Here is a 7,007-nt window from a genome sequence, read left to right on the forward strand (position 1 = left end):
ATTATGAGCACTACCAAAGTTGCCATCAATGGTTTTGGCCGCATAGGCAGAAATCTTTTTAAATTGCTACACCACCATAAAAACATAGAGGTGGTAGCGATTAATGACCTTGCAGACGCAAAAACCTTAAGTCATTTATTAAAATTTGATAGTATCCATGGTATTTTTGACGCAGATGTACGCTTTCGCGAAAGCGCACACAATCATAACACCATTATTGTAGATGATAAAGAGATTCTGCTATTTAATACCCCTGACATTAAAGACATCCCTTGGGCAATAGTTCAACCTGATATTGTCATTGAATCTACAGGAAAATACAAAACAAGACCTGATCTAGAACATCATATTTCTAACGGTGCCAAAAGAGTAATTCTCACAGTTCCTCCGCAAGATGATCAAATTAAAATGGTTGTTTTTGGTGTAAATGAACATATCCTTGATCCTACAGATACGATTATATCTAATGCCTCTTGCACCACCAACAATGCGGCACCTATGATCAAAGTGATCGATGAGCTATGCGGGATTGAACAGGCATATATTACTACCATCCACTCTTATACAACAGATCAGAGTCTTCACGACCAACCCCATAAAGATCTGCGTAGAGCAAGAGCGGCTGGTCAAAGTATTGTTCCTACTACAACGGGTGCTGCAAAAGCACTCACAAAGATTTTTCCACATCTCTCAGATGTTATTGGGGGTTGTGGTATTAGAGTACCTATAGCAAATGGATCTCTTACAGATATTACTTTTAATGTAAAAAAAGATACTAGTATCGAAGCTGTAAATAATGCTTTAAAGCAAGCCTCTCTAACATACTTAAAGGGAATTTTAGAATATACAGACTTACCACTAGTCTCTATAGATATTGTAGGTAACACGCATTCTTGTATCTTTGATTCTCAAATGACCTCTGTCATCGGCAAAATGGTGAAAATCATAGGCTGGTATGATAATGAAATAGGATATTCTAGTCGAATTATCGATTTAATTTCATCCATTAGCAGGAAATAATATATATTCGTAATTATTAAAATGCGATTTAATAATATGAGCAAGTTTTTAATCCACTTTCTGCTCTTAGTGTTATGTATTCTTCCCACATCTATTGTGGCTCAAGAAGTAGACCTTGCTACCCAAAAAATCACCAACAAGAAAATTGACTCATTACTTACAGTAGCAGCTCTTGCTATTGAAAACAATGATTATACCACCTCTGCACAGCTCATGACTAGGGCTAGAGACTTAGCCAAAGAAACAAATAACAAAGGAAGATTAGGTCTTGCTTCTAGCGCATTATCACGCCTATACCTTCTTACAGGTAACGTAGAAAAAGCAAGAGAAGAAAACGATCTTGCCATTAAAATACAATTAGAACCTAATAGTAGTAAAGAGAGTTTAGGGCAAAATTACATCACTGCAGCAAAAATTGAACTACAAGAAAGAAACTATTCTGAGGCCTCTAAATATCTAGAAAAAGCTGAAAAAATTCTAAAAAACATAAGTCGCCCCGAATTACTAGCCAAAGTATATCTTAGTCAAGGAGCTATTGCTTCAACCAAAAACAATACGCAAAAAGCAGAAGAACTATTTGACTTAGCGATCTCACAAGCTAACAATGCTGGTAATAAGTTTTTAATCGCAAAAAGTAATATCCAAAAAGCAGAAGTACTATTACTTCAGAAAAAAATTAAAGAAGCTAGTGCTGCCATAAATAACGCGCAAGAAATAAGCTCTTCAGAAAACTACCCTAATCTTCTATCAGAATCATACAGAATAAGTAGCCGTATAGCCGAGGAACAAAATGATATTCCTAAAGCGTACGAGCATATTATGCTCTACAATGACTATACAGAAAAAAACAGAAAAAATAAAGAAACAGGAATTGTCGTTGACTTCGTAAATGAAAATAAAGAATTTAATGCTCAATTAAAAAAAGATATAGAATCAGAAAGAGTTCGAACAAAAAAAGCAAATACATTTACGACAGTCCTAAGTATTGCTATGGTCACCGTTTTATCCTTATTAATCCTTTCTCTTTATAAGAATAATAACCTAAGAACCAAAGCAAACGAGTTATTACAAGCAAAAAACACCGAACTAATCGTAGCAAAAGATAATGCAGAAAAAGCCTCTATGGTGAAAGCGCAATTCTTATCTACCATCACTCACGAATTACGTACACCCATGTATGCGGTAACAGGACTGACTCATTTACTACTAAGTGAAAATCCAACAGAAGAACAAAAGAAACATCTTGACTCTCTAAAATTTTCTGGAGAATATTTGTTATCGCTAATTAACAACATACTAGACCTCAATAAACTAGAAGCAAATAAAGTTGAAGTAGAGCAAACCGCATTCAATCTTAAAAAACGTATTGAGGATGTACTGTTTGCCTTGGGAAAATCCGCAAAAGACAAGGGAAATAAATTAAACTTTGAATTTGATCCAGACATTCCAGAAGAGGTCTTAGGAGACCCACTTATGATCTCTCAAATACTGATTAACCTTGTGGGTAATGCTGTTAAATTTACACGTGACGGCCAAGTTGATATTCGCGTTCAAAAAATAAAACAAACAGAATCAGAAGCGCATCTTCATTTTGAAATTGAAGATACAGGGGAAGGTATTTCCAAAAAGAAACAAAAAAATATTTTCCAAAACTTCACACAAGGATCTGTTGCTATTAATAGAAAATTTGGAGGTACTGGATTGGGACTATCTATTGTAAAGAATTTATTAGACTTACTAGGCAGTAAAGTAGAACTAGAAAGCACCCTTGGAAAAGGCTCTAAATTTTCATTTAATATCAAATACAATCTTACAAAGCAAACTGGAGAAGAAGCAAATCCTCACAATATCATTTACGACATAGATTATGTTGCTTTAGAAAACAGAAAAATACTTGTTGTTGAAGACAACAAGATCAATCAAATGATTACACGTAAAATTTTAGAGAAAAATAAGATGGTATGTGATGTTGCAGACAACGGAGAGATTGCTGTTGAAAAAGCAAGAAGCCAAGATTTTGATCTTATCCTAATGGATATTCACATGCCTGGCATCAGCGGTATTGAAGCAACTGAACAAATACGCCTCTTTGATAAAGAAATTCCTATCCTTGCTTTAACAGCGGTGACTATAGATGAAAATATAGACGAGTTCCACGAAGCCGGTTTTAATGACATCATACCTAAGCCATATAAAGTAGAGGAGTTCTTCCAAAAAATACACAATGGCTTAAAGCAAGCTAAAGTTTTTAATTAAACTCATTTACAAAACTTAAAACCTGTTGAGCAAATAACGTTTCATCAGCTACAAATGAAATTTCAATAGCAAGGTAATACAAGGGCGTATTTTTAATCAAAGGTGCTAACCGGACATAATCCTTTTCTGTAGTCAATATAAATTCACAGGACTCTAATTCCTTTATTTCGCTTGAAGCGAAATTATGATGATCCCTAAACACCTTGTGGTCGAAATCTAATTGAAGACCCTGAAGATGATTTACAAGAGGTATAGGATTTGCTATCCCAGTAACCAATGTTATTTTTTTACCCTTTAATTCAGAAATAGCCCATCTAGCACCATTGGATACAATTCTATCACTATAACGGATAGTAGTAAAATATACCTTTTGAGATGAAGAAGGATTTAATTTCTTAATAACTAATCCTCTATCCTCTTGAGAGACGTCAGCCGGGCATTTTGTTACGATAATAACCTGTGCCCTATCTACACCATTTCGGGGCTCTCTAAGGTTACCTACAGGCAATAAATAATCATCTACAAACAAATCGTGATACGCTGTTAATACTATTTGAAAACCAGCCTTTACTTTCCTATGTTGATAGGCATCATCAAGAATAAAAACCTCAGGAGCCGGTTTTATCTTTAATAACTGCGAAATACCAAACTGTCTATCCTCACACACCGAAACAATAATATCGCCAAATTTTCTAGCAAACTGTAAAGGCTCATCACCTACGTCCTGAGCAACACTATTTGAAAAAACCTGCAAATACCCTTTGGTTTTCCTACCGTAGCCGCGACTTAAAGTTGCTATACGATACTGATCTTTTAAACATCTAATTAAGTATTCTGTCATAGGACTCTTTCCGGTACCACCCGTATTTAAATTACCGATACAAATGATAGGTACGTCATATTCTTTATGAGAAAAGTAGCCTAGATCATACGCTTTATTACGCAATAAAGTGATGATATAATAGAGTCCTGCAAAAGGAAACAAGATTTTACGTAGTTGTTTCATAAAGAACGAAGGTATAATTTTTATCTTTACTTTTTTAAGATTCGATTTATGACTATACGTGATGTTACCAATATACTTGAAGAATGGGCACCTCTTCCCTACGCAGAAGATTTTGATAACGTAGGATTACTGGTCGGTGACGCCTCTTCCAAACTTACTAATATTTTAGTGACTCATGACGCATTAGAAAATGTAGTTCAAGAAGCCATTGAAAAAAACTGTAATCTTATTATTTGTTTTCATCCTATTTTATTTTCTGGATTAAAAAAAATAACAGGCTCAAATTATGTAGAAAAATCAATCCTAAAGGCCATTAAAAATGACATCGCAATTTATGCCTTACATACAGCACTTGACAATGTATCATACGGTGTGAGCTATGGTATGGCTAAAGCACTTAACCTTATAGACACGCAAATTCTAATCCCTAAAAAAGAGCACATACGTAAGCTAGTCACCTATGTCCCGCATGCATCCTTAGAAAAAGTAAAAGAAGCTCTTTTTAAAGCTGGTGCTGGACAAATTGGAAACTATGACCAATGTAGCTTTGGAGTGTCTGGCGAAGGTAGTTTTCGCGCAAGCAAAAATGCAAATCCCGCTATAGGAAGTATAGGAGTTCAACATAAAGAACCAGAAACTCAATTACACATTACCTACGAAAAACATTATGAGTCAAAAATACTAAAGTCCCTATTTACAAATCACCCCTATGAAGAAGTTGCTTATGAACTCACGACACTTCAAAATAACTTGCAAAATGTAGGGTTAGGTATGGTGGGCGATCTTAAAAAGCCAATTGCAGAAATTGATTTTTTAAAACTTGCCAAAAAAACATTTAAGACTGGAGGTATAAGACATTCTGAACTACTCAATAAACCTATTACAAGAGTGGCAGTTTTAGGAGGGAGTGGTGCTTTTGGAATTTCACACGCTATACGGAACAAAGCAGATATTTACATCACTGCAGATCTTAAGTATCATGACTACTATAAGGCAGAAAAAAGAATTTTATTAGCCGATATTGGCCACTTTGAAAGCGAACGCTTTACAAAAAACATAATAGCTGACTATCTTACAGAAAAAATTCGTAATTTTGCAGTCGTTTTATCTGAACAAAATACCAATCCCATCAACTATTTATAAAGTATGGCAAAGAAAAAAGAATCAACAGTCGAAGAGAAGCTAAGAGCTTTGTATGATTTACAACTTATAGATTCTAGAATAGACCAAATACGCAACGTACGAGGAGAATTACCTCTAGAAGTCGAAGATCTTGAAGATGAAGTTGCAGGTCTCAACAAGCGTATTGAAAAATTGGATAATGAATTATCCCTTATCGAAGATCAAATAAAAGCAAAGAAAATTCAAATTGAAGAATCTAAAGCTTCTATCAAGAAATACTCTGAGCAACAAAAAAATGTTCGTAATAACCGCGAATTTAACGCACTTAGCAAAGAAGTTGAGTTTCAAGAACTAGAAATTCAATTGGCTGACAAGAACATACGTGAGTTTAAAGCTCAGATCGAGCAAAAAAATGAAGTTATTTCTACCACTAAAGAGCGTCTAGGAGAGCGTGAGAAGCACCTTAAGCACAAAAAAAGTGAATTAGATGCCATTTTAGCCGAAACAGAAAAAGAAGAAAAAGCACTTATTAAAAAGAGTGACGATTTTGAAAAAGAAATCGATGAGCGTCTAGTAAAAGCTTATAAGCGTATACGAACTAATGTTCGTAATGGTCTTGCCGTTGTTCCAATTGAACGCGGAGCTTCAGGAGGATCATTTTTCACAATCCCTCCACAAGTACAAGTTGAAATAGCGAGTCGCAAAAAAATCATTACTGATGAGCACAGTGGCCGTATCCTTGTAGACAGTGAACTCGCTTCAGAAGAGCAAGAAAGAATGGAATCTATGTTTAAATCTATCTAATAATAGATCTAAAACAACACACATATACCAAAAAGGTCTAGTTAATAGCTAGACTTTTTTTTGTTTTTAAAACTACCAAGAGCATATTAATTGACCTATACTACTACGAAACTTGCAATACATATCATTATATACAAAGAGTAAATAATAAAATTCGTTTGTATTAGACACTAGTATTCCGCTTTCGCGAAAGCTTACTCAGGGACACTCCAAAAGTCTTTACTGTATAGATATTCCCTAAAAATGGCTCAAAATTTCACTGAGACAACGCAAACAGCACATCCATAGGAATAAATCACGCATGTAGCGTGGCTACATCCATATATTTAACTTTACCCCATAAAAAAAGGGCTGATCATTGCTGTATCAGACCTTAAACACTGAATTAAATTCAGCGTAAAAAGCCTGCTTACCGACAGGCAAGGCGGCGACCTATTCCTGAACTATCTGTGATATCAAGTATAACGCAGAGAGCACAGTTACAGGAAGTAATCACGCTATAAGCGTGACTTTATTTCATTTTACCCCATAAAAAAAGGTCTGATTCCTGACTATCTGTGATATCAAGTATAACGCAGATAGCACAGCTATAGGAAGTAATCACGCTATAAGCGTGGCTCTATTTCACTTTACCCCATAAAAAAAGGTCTGACACATTGCTGTATCAGACCCTAAACACTGAATTAAATTCAGCGTAAAAAGGCGGCGACCTACTCTCCCACGATTGTAGTACCATCGGCGCTGGCGGGCTTAACTTCTCTGTTCGGAATGGGAAGAGGTGAGCCCCGTCGCTATAACC

The 7,007-nt window shown here is 35.4% G+C and carries 5 protein-coding genes and 1 rRNA gene; 4 read left to right on the top strand and 2 right to left on the bottom strand.

The features are described 5' to 3' along the window. The first annotated feature begins 3 nt into the window (after positions 1-3). Together gap and ACFO3O_RS04020 are read left to right on the top strand one after the other, a co-directional pair. Complete coding sequence (gene gap, locus ACFO3O_RS04015; RefSeq protein WP_379977217.1) at positions 4-1,020, top strand: type I glyceraldehyde-3-phosphate dehydrogenase; 1,017 nt, start codon at positions 4-6, stop codon at positions 1,018-1,020. Positions 1,021-1,056: 36 nt separating this feature from the next. Continuing rightward, complete coding sequence (locus ACFO3O_RS04020; RefSeq protein WP_379977218.1) at positions 1,057-3,276, top strand: tetratricopeptide repeat-containing hybrid sensor histidine kinase/response regulator; 2,220 nt, start codon at positions 1,057-1,059, stop codon at positions 3,274-3,276. On the opposite strand, the gene lpxK is transcribed toward ACFO3O_RS04020, so the two are convergent. Then, entirely contained in the window at positions 3,269-4,282 is a 1,014-nt protein-coding gene (gene lpxK / locus ACFO3O_RS04025) for a tetraacyldisaccharide 4'-kinase (protein ID WP_379977220.1), read from the bottom strand. The genes ACFO3O_RS04020 and lpxK overlap by 8 nt on opposite strands. 48 nt (positions 4,283-4,330) lie before the next feature. Between lpxK and ACFO3O_RS04030 the strand changes: the two genes are divergently transcribed. Next, a complete protein-coding gene (locus tag ACFO3O_RS04030; RefSeq protein WP_379977221.1) occupies positions 4,331-5,425 on the top strand; it encodes a Nif3-like dinuclear metal center hexameric protein in 1,095 nt (364 codons plus the stop codon). A gap of 3 nt (positions 5,426-5,428) precedes the next feature. Next, entirely contained in the window at positions 5,429-6,208 is a 780-nt protein-coding gene (locus ACFO3O_RS04035; RefSeq protein WP_379977222.1) for a zinc ribbon domain-containing protein, read from the top strand. Positions 6,209-6,905: 697 nt separating this feature from the next. On the opposite strand, the gene rrf is transcribed toward ACFO3O_RS04035, so the two are convergent. Then, positions 6,906-7,007 (bottom strand): 5S ribosomal RNA (gene rrf, locus ACFO3O_RS04040); the annotation flags it as partial.

Origin of the sequence: Dokdonia ponticola (genome assembly GCF_042653865.1) — a bacterium.
GTDB classification, from domain to species: domain Bacteria; phylum Bacteroidota; class Bacteroidia; order Flavobacteriales; family Flavobacteriaceae; genus Dokdonia; species Dokdonia ponticola.